This window comes from Variovorax glucosi, assembly GCF_051216695.1.
In the GTDB taxonomy this organism is placed as follows: domain Bacteria; phylum Pseudomonadota; class Gammaproteobacteria; order Burkholderiales; family Burkholderiaceae_C; genus Variovorax.
Genome location: NZ_JBPJZE010000453.1, coordinates 1 through 1008, shown reverse-complemented (window position 1 = coordinate 1008; position 1008 = coordinate 1). Strand labels below are relative to the sequence as shown.

The following is a 1008-nucleotide window of genomic DNA, read 5'->3' as shown; positions in this document are numbered from 1 at the left end:
CTCATCGGCGGATAAGCCGATGGGCTTTGCCGGATCAACTCCCGCTTGTTGTGGGTGTTGCCTCCGTCAGGGCCTCCAGCGCCTCGGTGACGGCGCGTGTTCCTTCTGTGTCGATGGGTTCCAGCTGGCTGGCCAGCGTGGTCAATGCTTCGCCGCGCTGCGCCTGCAAGACCGCGATGGTACGGCCCGCTTCCTGCGGCGATGTGAATCCACGGCTTTGCAGCAGGGTTTCGCCGCGCGCATCCAACAGCTTGAAATAGAAAAGCCCGTCCGCCTTCTCGCGGTACTGCTTGAAACTTGGCTTCGCGACCTTGGCCGCCTTGGCTGAGCCCTTGTCCTTGCCGGCCGCGAGATTGCGCAGGCCGACCGCGTGGCGCAGGCTGGCCATGAACGGCTTCGACAGGGCTTGCGCCTTCTCGGCGCCGATGAGCAGCGTGCGCTCGATCTGCGCCGGGTCGTTCATGAGCGCGTCGTAGCGCGCGCGCAGCGGCGCCACTTCATGGTCGATGCGCTCGAACAGCAGCTGCTTGGCGTCGCCCCAGCTAATGCCATTGGCGTACTCCTTGGGCAGCGACTCGGTTTCCTCGGCGCTGGCAAAGGCCTGGTAGATCTGGAACAGGGCAGAGCCCTCGGTGTCCTTGGGCTCGCCGGGGGCGCGCGAGTCGGTCACGATGCTGGAGATCTGCTTTTGCAGCTGCGCGCGCGGCGCGAACAGCGGGATCGTGTTGCCGTAGCTCTTGCTCATCTTGCGGCCGTCGAGGCCGGGCAGGGTGGCCACAGCGTCGTCGATCTCGGCCTCGGGCAGCGTGAAGTGATCGCCGTACAGGTGGTTGAAGCGCTGCGCCATGTCGCGCGCCATCTCGATGTGCTGCACCTGGTCGCGGCCCACGGGCACCTTGTGGGCGTTGAACATCAGGATGTCCGCGCCCATGAGCACCGGGTACATGAAGAGGCCGGCCGTCACGTCGGCATCGGGGTCCTCGCCCTTGGCCACGTTCTTGTCGAGCT

At 65.8% G+C, this 1008-nt stretch carries 1 protein-coding gene; it reads right to left on the bottom strand.

The window, feature by feature from the left end; all coding sequences use genetic code 11:
• Positions 1 to 34: 34 nt before the first annotated feature.
• A partial coding sequence (locus tag ACSFA3_RS26450; protein ID WP_435508255.1) for a tryptophan--tRNA ligase occupies positions 35 to 1008 on the bottom strand: 974 nt, incomplete at its 5' end.